The sequence below is a fragment of the Kribbella italica genome (assembly GCF_014205135.1).
In the GTDB taxonomy this organism is placed as follows: domain Bacteria; phylum Actinomycetota; class Actinomycetes; order Propionibacteriales; family Kribbellaceae; genus Kribbella; species Kribbella italica.
Window position 1 is genome coordinate 4,081,591 of the sequence record NZ_JACHMY010000001.1, and the last position, 13,602, is coordinate 4,095,192.

Here is a 13,602-nt window from a genome sequence, read left to right on the forward strand (position 1 = left end):
CATGTCCACCACTGTCATCGAGGACCGCGTGAAGGTCGTCCTGGCCACCGTCCTGGACAACGGCACCACCGCCGCCGAGATCGGGCCCGACGCCGACCTGGTCGAGCAGTACGGGCTGGACTCGCTGCAGACGATCACGTTCCTGCTCGCGATCGAGGACGAGTTCGACCTCGAGCTGGACTACCCGCAACTGCAGTTGGACGACCTGCGCTCGGTCCGCCAGTTCAGCGGCTTCGTGGCCCGATTGGCGCAAGAAGCCCCATGACCGCCCCGTACGCCGGCCGCCGCCGGATCCGCTTCGGCACCTTCGACGCGGAGTCCTGGTGGCGGCCCGACGACCTGGCCGTGCTGCCGTCGGCCGGCAGCGGCGATCCCGCCGTCGCCACGATGGACGAACTCCTGGCCGGCTTCTGCACGCCAGGCGATCTGCTGATCACCCGGCAGCCTGTCTTCGAAGGGGTTCTCGCCGGCTACGGCACCTCCTTCGACCACCAGTCCGTCGACCACCCCGGCCCAGGTCCCGTCGAACAATTCCTCCCCCCGCTCGACAACCAAGTAGTCGCCCCCTACGCAGTCCTCGCCCCGTTTCCTTCCCTGCCCACCCCCGAAGTAGTCGCCCAGGTCAACTCCAAAACCTGGTCCAACAACCTGGTCGTCGAGCTAGGCCTCCCCGGCGCCGGCCAGGTCGTCCGCTCCGCCGACGAACTCGTTGCCGCCGTCACCGACTTCCCGGTTCTCGTCAAGGACCCGTACGGCGTCTCGGGCCGTTCCCTCCTCGAAGTGCCGACCCCCGGCGTCCTCCGCGCCATCGAACGCGTCCTCCGCAAACAACCCGACAGACGCGTCGAGCTGATCGTCCAACCGAAGTACCCGAAGAAGCACGACTTCTCCGGCCATGTGGAGCTGGCCCGCGACGGCACCTGGGACTTCCTCGGCCTCCAGCAGATGACCAACAAGGGCTTCCGCCACTACGGCTCCTCCCCCGCACCCACCGCCCTCATCGACGAAGGCTGGTACGCCGACTCGCTGACCGAAGTCGTCGCCGCCCTGCACACCGCCGGCTACTGGGGTCCGGTCGGCATCGACGCGATGGTCCTCGACGACGACTCCGTCGTACCGGTCCTGGAGATCAACGCCCGCCAGTCCCTCGGCCTGCTCGCCCTGCACCTGAACCGGCGGTCCGACGACCTCACCGCCCATCTGTGGCAACTCGAGCTGAACGTCGCACCAGGCCACGGAATCCGCGATCTCCTGCACGCTCTGAAAGGCCTGTTGAGTACCGGCGACCGGCCCGGCGCGATGGTTCTCAACGGCACCCACCTGACCGCGCCCGGCGGTCGCGTGCACGTCGCGATCTTCTGCCCGGACGGCCGGCTCCCCAGCTGGCAGCACCGCCTGCTGGCCGCGGTCACCGCGGCCGGTCTGACCCCACGAGGGATGACCGATGCCGCTTGAGATAGGCCTGATCGGCGCCACCGGAATCGCCGTCCGGACGATGCTGGGCAAGCCCGGCGTCGACGTCCGCGCGGTGGCCGCCAGTGATCCCGTGCGGGCCAAGGAGTTCGCCGGCCGGTACGACATCCCGCTGGTCTACGAGAACTACTCGGCCCTGCTCGCCGACCCGGCGATCGACGCTGTCTACATCTCCCTGCACAACTCCGCCCACCACCGCTGGGCCGTCCGCGCGGCGGTCGCCGGCAAGGACGTGATCGTCGAGAAGCCGCTCTGCCTGACGGCGGCCGAGGCCGAGGAGCTCGCCTTCGCCGCCGAGCACACCCGCGTCTTCGAAGCCGTCGCCACCGCCGGACACCCGTGGCAATCCACTGTCCGGGACTTCGTTCAGGACGGTCGTTACGGCCCGCTGCAGTCTGTGCGGACCCGGATGACCTTCGCCGTCCCCAAGCCCGGCGGTTACCGCGACCGTCCCGAACTCGGCGGCGGCATCTTCTACGACTGCGCCAGCTACTGGCTTCAGGCGCTGCAGGCAACGATCGGGCTCGGCCCCACGGCGTACGAGGGCCGCTCGACCTTCGACGGACCGAACGGTGTCGACCGCGACTTCGAGGCGTCGTTGCGCTGGGCCTCGGGTGCGGAGGCGACGATGACCTGCGCGGTCGGTGCGGAGCACGTTGCCGAGCACCTGTTCGTCTTCGGGGACGCGACGGTGAAGCTGCGCAACTTCCTCCGCCCGGTGCTGGGCGCCGTACCGCTGAACCTCGTCGTCACGACGACCGCCGGTGAGCGTGAGGTGATCGGGTTCCCGCCGACCGCGTACTACGAGCACCAGCTCGCCAGGATCCTCGACTGCGAGGACGACGATCTGGCGGCTGCCTGGCCGCGGATCGAGCTGATGGAGGCGATCTCCGCCGACGCCTTGTCCCGAAGGGAGAACGGGTGAAGCGACAGATCGATCTCGCCGCGATCCACGCGGTGCTCGACCGCGCCGGGATCGCGCCGCACGCGCTGAGCGCCCACGAGGAGCTGACCGAGGGCACCTACAACACGGTCTACCGGCTGACCGTCGGCGAACGGCAGCTCGTCCTCAAGGTCGCGCCGGATCCTTCCTCGCCCGGGCTCTCCCACGAGCAGGCCCTGATCCGGACCGAGACCGCGTTCTACCACGCCGCCCGTGGCAAGGCGCCGGTGCCGGAGGTCGTGTACGCCGACGCCGAGTCGCTGCTGATGACCTCGTTGCCGGGGACAACGATGCTGGGGCTCCCGGCCACCGAGCGCGCGTCGTACCGGCGGGAGCTGGGCACGATCGTGCGGAGCCTGCACGAGGTGGTCGGTGCCGACGGGTTCGGGTATCCGCAGCGTGGGCTGGTGTCGACGTGGGCGGTCGCGTTCCAGCGGATGCTGGACGACGTACTGGCCGATGCCGAGAGGTACGGCGTCGAACTGCCAACGGGCGTGACGCGGCACCTGGCACTGGACCGCTTCGAGCTGCTGAACACGGTCCGGACGCCGCGGCTGATCCACTTCGATCTGTGGGACGGCAACCTCCTGGTCGACGGCGGCCGGATCAGCGGGCTGGTCGACGGGGAGCGCGCGTTCTGGGGTGATCCGGTCGCGGAGTTCGTCTCGCTGACGCTGTTCGGCTCGATGGACGACGAACTGCTGGCCGGGTACGGCGCGGACATCGACCGCGAGCGGCTGTCGCTGTACCGGGTGTACCTGTACCTGATCATGCTGGTCGAGCGCACGCCGCGCGGCGACAACGACGAGGGGATGCTGAAGCTGATCCAGCGGCACCTGGCCAAGGAGCTGGCGGCCCTGTGATCGAGATCCTCACCTCAGGAGTCGCACTGGGAGTTCACGTGCCGGGGTTGTTGCTGGCCGACCGGATCCGCGAGCAAGGCGGTACGGCGCAGGTCCGTGTACTGGAAAGCCTGATGCGCCCCGAGACCTTGGAGACGACGGCTCGTTCCAAGCAAGCCTTCCACCGCGACTTCCGCGTCGCTTTGGCCGGCCAGAAGCTCGCCCGCAATGCCGCCGTAGCCACCGACTCCGCAGCAGTCGACCGCCTCTTCACCGATTGGCAGCAGCGCGGCGTCACCCGGTTCGTCGTCTTCTCCGGCTTCTGGCTGGCCCTGCTCGAGCAGTACGTCGACGCTCACGGCCCTGTCCCGGTGGACATCTGCCACGTCGACTCAGTGCAGTCACCGTCGTTCGACAAAGCCGGGTCTGTCGAGCTGCCGGTGCGGCACGTGTGGCTGGCCGATGCGGCCGGCGGCCTAGTGCCCTGCAGCATCCCCGTGACCCGCGACGCTCCAGTGCCGTGGACTTCCCGGGACCACCGCCTGCTCGTCCACGGCGGCGGCTGGGGCATGGGCACCTACCGCGAGCGCGCCACCGAACTGGTGGACGCCGGCTTCGCCCTGGACGTCGTCGCCTACGAGCAGCGCGACCTGTCGGGTGATGGCGTCCGGTACTTCATGATCGACCCCGACTGGCACCCGTGGCTCGACGACGGCTACCCGCCGTTCGGACCGGCAGGCGCACAGCCCGTCCAACGCACCGGCCATCACGGCTCGTTCGACCTGTGCCGGCAGGCACTGGCGTCGGTCAGCAAGCCCGGCGGCGGCACCCTGCTCGACTCACTCTGGTCAGCCACACCGCTGGTCCTGCTGGAGCCTTTCGGCGCGCACGAGCAGCGCAACGCGGACCTGTGGATCTCGCTGGGCTACGGCATCTCCTTCGAGGACTGGCAGCGCAAGGACTTCGCAGTGGAGGTGCTGGAGGAACTGCACGCCGCTCTGCTCACCGCCGACGTACCGGACTACTCGAAGGAGCTGCTGTGAAGACGTCTCTCTGGCAGACCTTCGCCCTGGAGCTGGACGCCCGCAGACCCGGCTTCGCCCTGGGACCCTGGTTCACCATGAACGCCATGCTCGCCCTGGACGGCGAGCTGGACGCCGACCGGCTGGCGTCGGCGTTCGGGGAACTGCAGCGACGGCACGACGTACTGAATGCCGGGGCCTCGCTGGAACTCGTCTCTGAGTCCGCGCTGCACGTCCCGGTGCCTGCGGATGCTCCTGTCCGGCTGCAGCTCTCCGGTGACCACCTGACGTTGCACCTGCATCACCTGGTGTCCGACCCGGCCACTCTCTGGCTGGCCCTGAGTGAGCTGGCTGCCCTGTACTCCGGTGAAGAGCTGCCGCCTGCTGTGCAGTTCGCCGACTACATCCGTGACGAGGCTGCTCAGCTCGACCGCACTGCTTCTCCAGCGAGCGACTGGTGGCGGAGCCGGGTCACCGACGCCAAGGTCTGCCCACAGCCGTCCCCTGCCGCCTCCGCCGTGTCCCCTTCGGCCGGCTCGCCCTTCGCCTACCGCAGCGACCTCCTCTCGCCGCTCGAGGTCTCCCGGGTCGAGCAGCTCACCCGCGAGCACCGCAGCACTCCGCTCGTCACCCTCCTGGCTGCGCTGAGCGCAGCCATGAACCCCGGCGACGGCGACACGCTCGTCTTCAACACCCTGTTCAGCAAGCGCGACCGCCCGGCCTGGCAGCGGGTGCTCGGCCCCTGCATCGTCCCGTCGGTGCTGGCCGTCCCGCGCTCGACGGGCTCGCTGGCGGCCGACGTACCGGCCATGCGGGACGCAGTGGTCGGCTGCAGCCGGTACGCGCGCTTCCCGATCCTGTCGGTGGAGGTGCCGGCGCGGACGCCGTTCTTCGAGTACGTGCCGCAGCAGTGGCCGGGGGCGTACTCCTTCGGGCCGGTGAAGGCCGAGGTGGTCGGGGCGGCCGGTCCGAAGGACACCGGTCTGGCGGACGCGCTGGCGATCCGGGTGCGACCCACGACGGACGGCGTACTGACCGGACACTTCAGTGGGGACGGCACGGACTGGACCGAGCCGCTGGTGAGTTCGCTGACCGGCGGATTCCGCGCCTACCTGCTGGGGTAGGCCTAGCACCACCCAGATCGGCGGCTCAGCTCCCTGGGACGGCCGGCCGGATCTTCATAGCGTTCTCGGTATGAAGCGCAAGCGGGAAACAATCCAGAGAACGTCGAACTCCGTCGTGCTGAACGACGTTCGCAGGGTCTACGGCAAGGGCGCCGGCGCGGTGGTCGCGCTCGACGGGATCAGCATCAGCTTTGCCCGCGGCACCTTCACCGCGGTGATGGGCCCGTCCGGGTCCGGCAAGAGCACCTTCCTGCACTGCGCCGCCGGACTCGACCGGCCGACCTCGGGGTCGGTGTCGATCGACGACCAGCCGCTGGCCGGACTGAGCGAGCGCAAGCTGACCGAGCTGCGCCGGGAGCGGATCGGGTTCGTCTTCCAGTCGTTCAACCTGCTGCCCGCCCTGACCGTCTGGCAGAACGTCACCCTGCCGCAGGAGCTCGACGGACGGCGCCCGAAGCGCGCCGCCGTCGCCGAGGTGCTCGAGCGGGTCGGCCTGTCGGGCCGGCACAAGCACCGCCCGGGCGAACTGTCCGGTGGTCAGCAGCAGCGCGTCGCGATCGCCCGCGCGCTGGTCGCACGGCCCGCGGTCATCTTCGCCGACGAGCCGACCGGCGCGCTGGACACGCAGACCGCCGCCGACGTGCTCGACCTGCTCCGCGAACCGGTCCGCAGTCAGGGCCAGACCGTCATCATGGTCACCCACGACCCGGTCGCCGCGTCGTACGCCGACCAGGTCGTGTTTCTCGCCGACGGTCAGCTGGCCGGCGGCCTGATCACGCCCACCGCCGAGCAGGTCGCGGAGCGCCTCACCCACCTCGGCGCGCGCGCCCGCAACCTGGCGGTCGCACGATGATGAAGCTCGCCGTCCGCACCCTGCGCTTCCGCAAGGGCGGGTTCGTCGCCACCTTCGTCGCCGTCGTCTTCGGGACCGCCATCGTGCTGGCCTGCGGTGGCCTGATGGAGACCGGCATCCGCTCCAACGTGCCCGCCGAGCGGCTCGCGACCGCCGAGATCCTGGTCACCGGCAACCAGAGCCACCCGCGCCCCGGCGCCGAGGACCCCACGCCGCTGCGCGAGCGGGTCGGCGTCCCCGCCGAAGCCGCCGCGAAGCTCCGCGCCGTCGACGGCGTCGCCGAGGTCATCGGCGACCTCAGCTTCGCGACGCCGGTACAAACCCCCAACAGCTTCCTGCAGGCCGAAGGTCACTCCTGGACCTCGGCCCGCCTCGCGCCGTACAAGCTCGTCTCCGGCGCAGCACCCACCCGGGCGACCGATGTCGTGCTCGACAGCTCGTCCGCCCGCTCCGCGGGCGTGCGCGTCGGCTCGCGAGTCACCCTCCTCACCAACGGGGAACCCAGCACCTACACCGTCCGCGGCATCGCCAACGGCCCGGCCGGCCACACCTTCTTCTCCTCCCGCGAGGCCACCCGCCTCGCCGCGACGCCCGGCCGCTTCTCCAGCCTCGGCGTACTGGTTGCCCCTGGCAAGGACATCGCCACCGTCAGGAAGGCCGTCGAGGAGGTGACCGAGACCATCGCCGGCGGCCTCACCCTGCACACCGGCGCGGACCGCGGCCACGCCGAGCACCCGGAGGCGTCCCAGTCCCGCGAGGCCCTGATCGCGGTCGCCGGCTCCTTCGGCGGTATCGCCACCATCACGATGATGTTCGTCGTCGCCTCCACCCTGGCCCTGTCCGCGCAGCACCGCGAACGCGAGTTCGCCCTGCTCCGCAGCATCGGCACCACACCCGGGCAGGTCCGCCGGATGATCCTCGGCGAGTCCCTGCTGGTCTCGATCCCCGCCGTACTGATCGGCCTCGTGCCCGGCGTCCTGCTCGGCCGCTTCCTGTTCGACCAGCTCGCCGAGAACGGCGTCGCTTCACCGCTGCTGGAGTTCCACCAGGGCTGGATCCCGTTCGCCGCCGGCGCGGGCGCCGCCGTACTGGCCGCTGTCGGTGCCGCCCTGATCGCGGCCCGCAAGTCGGCCAGGATCAAGCCGGTCGAGGCGCTGGTCGAGGCAGGCCTGCAGCGCAAGTGGTTCGGCTGGATCCGCCTCCTCTTCGGCGTGCTCTTCCTGGGCGGCGGGACGGCGCTGGTGATCGTGACCGGCACCGTGATGTCCGGTCCGCTCGCCGGCGCGACCGCCGGCCCCGCCGTCCTGTGCTGGGCGATCGGCGTCACGCTGCTCGGCCCGTTCTGGACCAAGCTCGTCCTGGCGCTCGTCCGCTGGCCCCTGTACGCCGTGAGCCGCGTCAACGGCCGGCTCGCGATCATCAACGTGACGGCACGCTCGGTGGCGATGTCCGCCGCGGTGATGCCGGTGATGCTCGCGGTCGGCATCTCGACGGCCAACATCTACATGCAGACCACCCAGGTGCACGCCTCCGAGAAGGCTTTCACGAAGGAGCTCAAGGCGGACGGCGTACTGGGCTCGGTCACCGGAACCGGGCTGCCCACGTCGCTGCTGCCCGCCGTCCGCGAGGTGCCGGGCGTCGCCAGCGCTTCGGCGTACGTGACGAGCTACGGCGCTGTCGACGAACCGCGGAACGCGCCCTTCGACGAGGACGGCGCACCCCTGCTGGGCGTCAGCGCCCAGGGCAAGGACGGCGCCGCGCCGGTCCGGGTCACCGCGGGATCGCTCGAAGGCCTGACCGGTACGACGGTCGCGGTGCCGGACCGCCTGGTCGAGAAGACCGGTCGCGGGATCGGCTCGACGATCAAGCTGACGCTCGGCGACGGAACTCCCGTCGAGCTCCGGGTGATCGCGACCTTCGCCGCCGAGTCCGGGTACGAGAACCTCGTCCTGCCGGCCGGCCTGCTCGCCGCCCACACCACCGATCGGCTGGTTCCGCAGATCCTCGTGCGCTACGAACCCGGCGCGAATCCTGTTCCGGCGCTCGCCAAGCTGGCCGACACGCACCCCGGCGTACAGGTGTCGGGCCGGGAGGCGCTGATCGCCGGGAACAGCGAGGAACTGCAGACGCAGGCCTGGGTCAACTACATGCTCGTCGGCCTGCTGATCGGCTACACGGCGGTCTCGGTGGTCAACACCCTGGCCTCGTCGACGATCCGACGGCGGCGTGAGTTCGCCCTGCAGCGGCTGACCGGCTCGACCCGCGGCCAGGTCCTGCGGATGCTGACCACGGAAAGCACGCTGGTCGTCACCGCCGGAGTCGTCCTCGGCACAGCCGTCGCTTTGGCCACGCTGATCCCGTTCGCCGCGGCTGTCTCCGGCTCCGGTGTCCCGCACGGCCCCTGGTGGATCTACCTGGCGATCGTCGCCGCGGCCGCCGGTCTGACCTACCTGTCCACCCTCATCCCGGCCACCGGCGTCCTCCGCACCAGCCCCGCGGAGACAACCTCCCGCCCCGACTGAAAGGTGTTACCGCGCCGGTGTCGGCTCGGCGATCGGCTGGAGAGCGATCGTGGTTGCCTGGACGATGCCGGCGTTCTGCCGGATCCACGTCGAGAGCACCACCTGCAGATCCTCCAGATCCCGCTCCTCGAGAATCACCCCCGGCACCGGCACACTCGCCCCCAGCTCCGCCAGCACCGGCCGCAGGTGCTGGTCGGCGAGCAACTTGTGCGAAGGCGCCGCCGACACCGTCACCGGCACCACCACCGCCCCGCCGAGCGCCTCCGGCCGCAGTACATCGAGAAAGCTCTTCAGCAACCCCGTGTAGCTCCCCTTGTACACCGGCGTGGCGACGACGACCAACGACGCCGACGACACCAGATCGATCGCGTTCTCCAAGGCGGCCCGCTGCTCGTCCGAGGCGTCGTCCCCCTGGAAGATCGCCGGCGCGAACGTCACCAGATCGACCAGGTCGTTCAGCCGGTACGGCGTACCGAGCTCGGAGCTGAGCAGTTCCGCGACGGACGCCGCGGCGGCCGCCGTCCGGGAGCCCGCGCGCGGGTTGCCGACCACGGTGACCACGGACTGCGGCCAGACCGGCGGATCGGGAACGACGCGCGGTTCGAAAGCGGCTGAGGGCATCGGGGATCTCTCCAGCGGTTCGGCAGTGAGGTTCCCCGAGCGTAACCAAAGTCGAGCGGCCTACTTGACTTTCTCAGGATCCGAACGTTTCGCCTTCACCTTGACAACCACGAACCAGGTCACCGCGGCCACCGCGGCAGCGATCACGACGTACTGGAACACGCCGACCGACGACTCCACCACGTGCCACTTCTCGCCGAGCGCGTAGCCCGCGATGATCAGCGCCGAGTTCCACACCAGGCTGCCGAACGCGGTCAGCGCCAGGAACAGCGGCAGCGACATCCGCTCCACCCCGGCCGGCACCGAGATCAGGCTGCGCACCACCGGCACCACCCGCCCGATCAGCACCGCCTTCGGCCCGTGCTTGACGAACCACTGCTCGGCCTTGTCGACGTCCTCGATCTTCATCAGTGGCAACCGGGCCGCCAGCGCCCTGGTCCGGTCGCGGCCGAGCACCGCGCCCACGCCGTACAGCGCGAGCGCGCCGACCACCGAGCCGAGCGTGGTGAACAGGATCGCGCTGATCAGCCCGAGATCGCCGCGGTTGGCCGCGAATCCCGCCAGCGGCAGGATCACCTCACTGGGCAGCGGCGGGAACAGGTTCTCCAGCGCCACCGCGAGGCCCGCGCCCGGCGCCCCCAGCTTCTCCATCATGTCGATGGCCCAGCCGGCCACCCCACCGGTCGGTTCCTGCGTTGCTAGCGCGGTCATCATCACCTGGCTCGTCGAGTTCATGGCGTCGACGCTAGGTGCGCGAGGCCTGCTCGCGCCCTGTGGTCGACCGTCGTAATTGCTCGGCTTTTCCACAGTACAGAACTGTGGAAAACCACAGTCTCCGTTCGCCCGGTGCCCACTAGCCTGGTGCGTATGCAGGCCATCGATCCGCGTCCCGGCAAGACCTTCGGGCACAGCACGCCGTACGGCGCCACCGCCTCCTCATGGCGCGGCACGCTGCCCGGGCGGAGCCTGCGGACTCTCGCGGGCGTCATGCTCGGCGCGCTGCTGGCCGTGGCCGAGCTGGGATTCCTGCTGGTCTTCGCGCTCGGCCTGATCCCGATCGTCGCCGTCCCCCGCTCCCGCCGGGCGGTGATCAGGTTCACCCATCGTTGCGCCCGGCAACTCGCCACCCTCGAGCAGCGCCGGCTGGTCCGGTTCCACGACGTCCACGACCTCGGTCCGTACGGCGACCGCCAAGCCTTCGGGTACGTCGCGCGCCGCTGGCCGCTCGGCCTGCTCGGCGGGCTGGTCCTGCTGCTGCTCGTCTTCGGCCTGGTGGTGGCCGGGTCGATGCTGTCGGCGTGGATCTTCGGCGGCGCCTGGGGATTCATCGAGGAGGACGGCGGCGCGGTCAGCTCGGCGACGATCGCCGTCGCCGCGATCCCCGGCCTGGTCCTGCTCTACCTGAACGTGATGGGCATCGCCGGCGTCAGACAGCTCGACGTCGCGCTGGCCCGCCACCACCTGACCCCGTCGGCCGAGGACGTGCTGGCCCGGCGGGTCTCCGAGCTCACCCTGAGCCGGGCCGAGGTCATCCAGGTCGTGAACGACGAACGCCGCCGGATCGAGCGTGACCTGCACGACGGCGTCCAGCAACGCCTGGTCGCGCTCGGCCTGCTGCTCAGCCGGGCCCGCCGGTCCCGCGACCCGGTGCACGCCGCCGACCTGGTTCGCCAGGCCCACGACGAGTCCGAGCAGGCGCTGGCCGACCTCCGCGACGTCGCCTGGCGCGTCTACCCGACCGTGCTCGACCAGCTGGGCCTGCAGGAGGTCGTCAGTGTCCTGGCCGAGCGCTCCGGCATCCCGGTCACCTTGAGGTACGACCTGCCCATCCGCCCGCCGGCGCCGGTCGAGACCGCGGTGTACTTCGTGATCTCCGAAGCGCTCACCAACGCCTCGAAGCACTCAGGAGCGGAGCGGATCAGGATCAGTGTCCAGGCAGCAGTCCCAGCGCCGCTCGGCTTCGCACCGGCGACCGAGCCGACCGCGGTCGTCGTGACCGTCACGGACGACGGTCGCGGCGGCGCCGATCCCCGCGGCCGCGGCCTCACCGGCCTGGCCGGCCGCGTCGCGGCGTACGACGGCACCTTCACCATCGACAGCCCGCCCGGCGGGCCCACCACGATCCGAGCGGAGCTGCCATGCGAGTGATGCTCGCCGACGACAACATCCTTCTGCGCCAGGGAATGGTCCTGCTGCTCGAAGAGGAGGGCCAAGAGGTCCTCGCGGCGGTCGGCGACGGCGACTCCCTGGTCGCCGCCGTCCGCACCGCCGTCGCGACCGGCGAGGCACCGGACCTCGTCGTGGTCGACGTGCGCATGCCGCCCACCCACACCGACGAAGGCCTCCGCGCCGCCCTCACCATCCGCACCGAGTGGCCGGAGGTCGGCGTCCTCGTCCTGTCCCAGTACGTCGAGAAGGCCTACGCCACCCAACTCATCACCTCGGGCCAGGAAGGCTTCGGTTACCTGCTCAAGGACCGGGTGATGCGCGTCGAGGAGTTCCTCGAAGCCATGGACCGCGTCGGCGCCGGCGGCGTCGCCTTCGACCCCGACGTCGTCCGCCAGCTCCTCGCCCGCACCACCCACACCGACCCGCTCAGCACCCTCACCCCGCGCGAGCACGAAGTCCTCGCCACCATGGCCGAAGGCCACAACAACCGGGGGATCGCCAAGAAGCTTTTCATCTCCCAGAGCGCCGTCGAAAAACACGTCTACGCCATCTTCGACAAACTGGCCCTCGACGACGACCCCACCTACAACCGCCGAAGCCTCGCCATCGCCAAGTACCTCACCAACTAATGCCCGAGAGCTAGGCGATCTTCGGCCCCAGGTGCAGGCCGCCGCTGGCGTCGATCGTTTGGCCGGTGACCCAGCGGGACCGGTCGGAGGCAAGCCAGGCGATCACGTCGGCGACGTCCTCGGCCTGCCCGAGGCGGCCGAGAGCGGTGAGGTTGGTGATGAAGTCCTCCAGTCCGATGAAGGCCTCCGCGTTGTCCGCCGTCCGGGTTCCGCCGGGAGCGACGGCGTTGACCGTGATCCCCCGGCCGCCCAGTTCCTGCGCGAGCGTCCGGGTCATCACCTCGAGCGCACCCTTGGTCATCGCGAACGACGTCTGCGTCGGATTCGCCATCCGGGTCGCGACCGACGAGACGTTGATGATCCGGCCACCCTCGACCAGCAGCGGAAGCGCCTGCTGGACCAGGAAGTACGGCGCCTTGACGTTCACCGCGAACAACCGGTCGAACCGCTCCGGCGTATCCGTCACCATCGGCCCCGCCGGCACCGCGGCCGCGTTGTTGACCAGCACAGCGAGCCGACCACCCGACTCCGTCCGTACGGCGTCGACCAGCTTCTCCACTCCCCCCTCACGACCGAGCTCAGCCTGAACGGCGACCGCCGTACCGCCGGCTCGCTCGATCCGCGCGACCGTCTCCTTCGCCTCCGCCTCATGCCCGTTGTAGTGCGCGACCACGTGCAGACCGTCCGCCGCCAACCGCTCGGCCACCGCCCGCCCGATCCCCCGCGACGCTCCGGTCACCAGCGCGACTCTCGTACTCATCGAATCCCCTTAAGTGGTAGTTACTAACACTTTGATACTGTCTACCACATGTCAAGTCTTCGCGAACGCCGCAAGGCCGAAACCCGGCAGCTGCTCCAACGCCAGGCGATCCGCCTGTTCCAGCGCGACGGCTACGACGCGACCACGATGAACACGGTCGCCGAAGCGGCCGGCGTCTCCGCGATGACCGTGTACCGGCACTTCCCCACCAAGGAGGACCTCGTCATCTGGGACGAGTACACGCCGGTCAGCCTCGACGTCCTCGTCAACAGCCCCACCGACGACCCCCTCGTACGCCGAATCGGCCACGCCCTGATCGAGACCGCCACAGCCGGCACCACCCCCGACCACCGGGACCTCCTGCTCGCCCGCCTCCAGCTGATGGTCGACGTCCCGGCCCTCAGAGCCCGGCACCTCGACAACCAGTACGCCACCCAGAACGCAATCGTCACCGCCCTCTGCGGCGACGACCCCGACCCCGACCAGGAGTTCCAGACCCGCGCGATCTCCGGCGCCTGCCTGGGCGCCACCCACATCGCCCTGGTCCACTGGGCCCGCACCGACGGCAAGCAACACCTCCCCACCCTGATCCGCGAGGCCCTGACCGCCACCTTCCCAGCGGACTTCAGCTGAAAACAGGTCGG

14 protein-coding genes are annotated in these 13,602 nt (G+C 70.1%); 11 read left to right on the forward strand and 3 right to left on the reverse strand.

Going from position 1 to position 13,602, the window contains the following annotated elements; genetic code table 11:
- Nucleotide 1 precedes the first annotated feature (1 nt).
- The 8 genes from HDA39_RS18870 to HDA39_RS18905 all read left to right on the forward strand — a co-directional run bounded on the left by HDA39_RS18870 (nt 2) and on the right by HDA39_RS18905 (nt 8,779).
- Nucleotides 2–265, forward strand: coding sequence for an acyl carrier protein (locus HDA39_RS18870; RefSeq protein WP_184796771.1), 264 nt, complete (start codon nt 2–4; stop codon nt 263–265).
- Nucleotides 262–1,455 (forward strand): ATP-grasp domain-containing protein, encoded by a 1,194-nt coding sequence (locus HDA39_RS18875; RefSeq protein WP_184796773.1) that lies wholly within the window; start codon nt 262–264, stop codon nt 1,453–1,455. Before HDA39_RS18870 ends, HDA39_RS18875 begins: the two co-directional genes overlap by 4 nt.
- Nucleotides 1,445–2,398 (forward strand): Gfo/Idh/MocA family protein, encoded by a 954-nt coding sequence (locus HDA39_RS18880; protein ID WP_184796775.1) that lies wholly within the window; start codon nt 1,445–1,447, stop codon nt 2,396–2,398. Before HDA39_RS18875 ends, HDA39_RS18880 begins: the two co-directional genes overlap by 11 nt.
- Nucleotides 2,395–3,279 (forward strand): phosphotransferase, encoded by an 885-nt coding sequence (locus HDA39_RS18885; RefSeq protein ID WP_202893047.1) that lies wholly within the window; start codon nt 2,395–2,397, stop codon nt 3,277–3,279. The genes HDA39_RS18880 and HDA39_RS18885 overlap by 4 nt, the downstream gene beginning before the upstream one ends.
- Entirely contained in the window at nt 3,276–4,301 is a 1,026-nt protein-coding gene (locus HDA39_RS18890; RefSeq protein ID WP_184796777.1) for a hypothetical protein, read from the forward strand. The genes HDA39_RS18885 and HDA39_RS18890 overlap by 4 nt, the downstream gene beginning before the upstream one ends.
- Nucleotides 4,298–5,404 carry a condensation domain-containing protein gene (locus HDA39_RS18895; protein ID WP_184796779.1) on the forward strand — a complete coding sequence of 369 codons (1,107 nt, stop codon included), beginning with the start codon at nt 4,298–4,300 and terminating at the stop codon, nt 5,402–5,404. Before HDA39_RS18890 ends, HDA39_RS18895 begins: the two co-directional genes overlap by 4 nt.
- A gap of 70 nt (nt 5,405–5,474) precedes the next feature.
- Nucleotides 5,475–6,257 carry an ABC transporter ATP-binding protein gene (locus tag HDA39_RS18900; RefSeq protein ID WP_184796781.1) on the forward strand — a complete coding sequence of 261 codons (783 nt, stop codon included), beginning with the start codon at nt 5,475–5,477 and terminating at the stop codon, nt 6,255–6,257.
- Nucleotides 6,254–8,779, forward strand: coding sequence for an FtsX-like permease family protein (locus tag HDA39_RS18905; RefSeq protein WP_184796783.1), 2,526 nt, complete (start codon nt 6,254–6,256; stop codon nt 8,777–8,779). Before HDA39_RS18900 ends, HDA39_RS18905 begins: the two co-directional genes overlap by 4 nt.
- Before the next feature lie 6 nt (nt 8,780–8,785).
- Here the strand turns inward: HDA39_RS18905 and HDA39_RS18910 are convergent, their stop codons facing one another.
- Both HDA39_RS18910 and HDA39_RS18915 read right to left on the reverse strand, forming a co-directional pair.
- A complete protein-coding gene (locus HDA39_RS18910) occupies nt 8,786–9,400 on the reverse strand; it encodes an NADPH-dependent FMN reductase (protein WP_184796785.1) in 615 nt (204 codons plus the stop codon).
- A gap of 60 nt (nt 9,401–9,460) precedes the next feature.
- Complete coding sequence (locus tag HDA39_RS18915) at nt 9,461–10,135, reverse strand: DedA family protein (RefSeq protein WP_184796787.1); 675 nt, start codon at nt 10,133–10,135, stop codon at nt 9,461–9,463.
- Nucleotides 10,136–10,267: 132 nt separating this feature from the next.
- Between HDA39_RS18915 and HDA39_RS18920 the strand changes: the two genes are divergently transcribed.
- Nucleotides 10,268–11,548: a sensor histidine kinase gene (locus HDA39_RS18920; RefSeq protein ID WP_202893048.1), complete on the forward strand. Its 1,281-nt coding sequence runs from the start codon at nt 10,268–10,270 to the stop codon at nt 11,546–11,548.
- Entirely contained in the window at nt 11,539–12,198 is a 660-nt protein-coding gene (locus HDA39_RS18925) for a response regulator transcription factor (RefSeq protein ID WP_184796789.1), read from the forward strand. Before HDA39_RS18920 ends, HDA39_RS18925 begins: the two co-directional genes overlap by 10 nt.
- A 10-nt stretch (nt 12,199–12,208) precedes the next feature.
- Here the strand turns inward: HDA39_RS18925 and HDA39_RS18930 are convergent, their stop codons facing one another.
- Complete coding sequence (locus tag HDA39_RS18930) at nt 12,209–12,958, reverse strand: SDR family oxidoreductase (protein ID WP_184796791.1); 750 nt, start codon at nt 12,956–12,958, stop codon at nt 12,209–12,211.
- A gap of 48 nt (nt 12,959–13,006) precedes the next feature.
- Here HDA39_RS18930 and HDA39_RS18935 point away from each other — a divergent pair, with 48 nt between their 5' ends.
- Complete coding sequence (locus HDA39_RS18935) at nt 13,007–13,591, forward strand: TetR/AcrR family transcriptional regulator (protein ID WP_184796793.1); 585 nt, start codon at nt 13,007–13,009, stop codon at nt 13,589–13,591.
- The last annotated feature ends 11 nt before the right edge of the window (nt 13,592–13,602 follow it).

Excerpts from the sequence above, each read along its gene's own strand:
- HDA39_RS18870 (WP_184796771.1), top strand. The coding sequence starts at position 2 with ATGTCCACCACTGTCATCGAGGACCGCGTGAAGGTCGTCCTGGCCACC.
- HDA39_RS18875 (WP_184796773.1), top strand. The coding sequence starts at position 262 with ATGACCGCCCCGTACGCCGGCCGCCGCCGGATCCGCTTCGGCACCTTC.
- HDA39_RS18880 (WP_184796775.1), top strand. The coding sequence starts at position 1,445 with ATGCCGCTTGAGATAGGCCTGATCGGCGCCACCGGAATCGCCGTCCGG.
- HDA39_RS18900 (WP_184796781.1), top strand. The coding sequence starts at position 5,475 with ATGAAGCGCAAGCGGGAAACAATCCAGAGAACGTCGAACTCCGTCGTG.
- HDA39_RS18905 (WP_184796783.1), top strand. The coding sequence starts at position 6,254 with ATGATGAAGCTCGCCGTCCGCACCCTGCGCTTCCGCAAGGGCGGGTTC.
- HDA39_RS18910 (WP_184796785.1), bottom strand. The coding sequence starts at position 9,400 with ATGCCCTCAGCCGCTTTCGAACCGCGCGTCGTTCCCGATCCGCCGGTC.
- HDA39_RS18915 (WP_184796787.1), bottom strand. The coding sequence starts at position 10,135 with ATGAACTCGACGAGCCAGGTGATGATGACCGCGCTAGCAACGCAGGAA.
- HDA39_RS18920 (WP_202893048.1), top strand. The coding sequence starts at position 10,268 with ATGCAGGCCATCGATCCGCGTCCCGGCAAGACCTTCGGGCACAGCACG.
- HDA39_RS18925 (WP_184796789.1), top strand. The coding sequence starts at position 11,539 with ATGCGAGTGATGCTCGCCGACGACAACATCCTTCTGCGCCAGGGAATG.
- HDA39_RS18930 (WP_184796791.1), bottom strand. The coding sequence starts at position 12,958 with ATGAGTACGAGAGTCGCGCTGGTGACCGGAGCGTCGCGGGGGATCGGG.
- HDA39_RS18935 (WP_184796793.1), top strand. The coding sequence starts at position 13,007 with ATGTCAAGTCTTCGCGAACGCCGCAAGGCCGAAACCCGGCAGCTGCTC.